1 protein-coding gene is annotated in these 235 nt (G+C 36.2%); it reads left to right on the top strand.

The annotated features are described in order from the left end of the window. On the top strand, window positions 1–235 hold a 235-nt coding region (locus AAGV28_RS15450; RefSeq protein WP_373407648.1), incomplete at both ends, for a hypothetical protein.

Genomic DNA, 235 nt, shown 5'->3' with positions numbered 1-235 from the left:
CGCTAAAATTGCTGATGATGCAGTTACTTCAGGGAATATAGCAAGTGATGCAGTAACCACAGTAAAGTTATTAGATGAGGCAGTAACTTCAGCAAAAATAGCTGACGGTACAGTAGTAAATTCAGATATCAGTTCTACTGCTGCAATTGCTTACAGTAAATTGAATTTAGAAAATTCTATAGTTTCTTCTGATTTGGCTTCCTCATCGGTAACTTCTGCTAAAATAGCTGATGCA

Source organism: Flavobacterium zubiriense (assembly GCF_041729725.1).
GTDB classification, from domain to species: domain Bacteria; phylum Bacteroidota; class Bacteroidia; order Flavobacteriales; family Flavobacteriaceae; genus Flavobacterium; species Flavobacterium zubiriense.
Note: the sequence above shows the minus strand (reverse complement) of the source record. Positions and strands in the feature narration are given on the sequence as shown.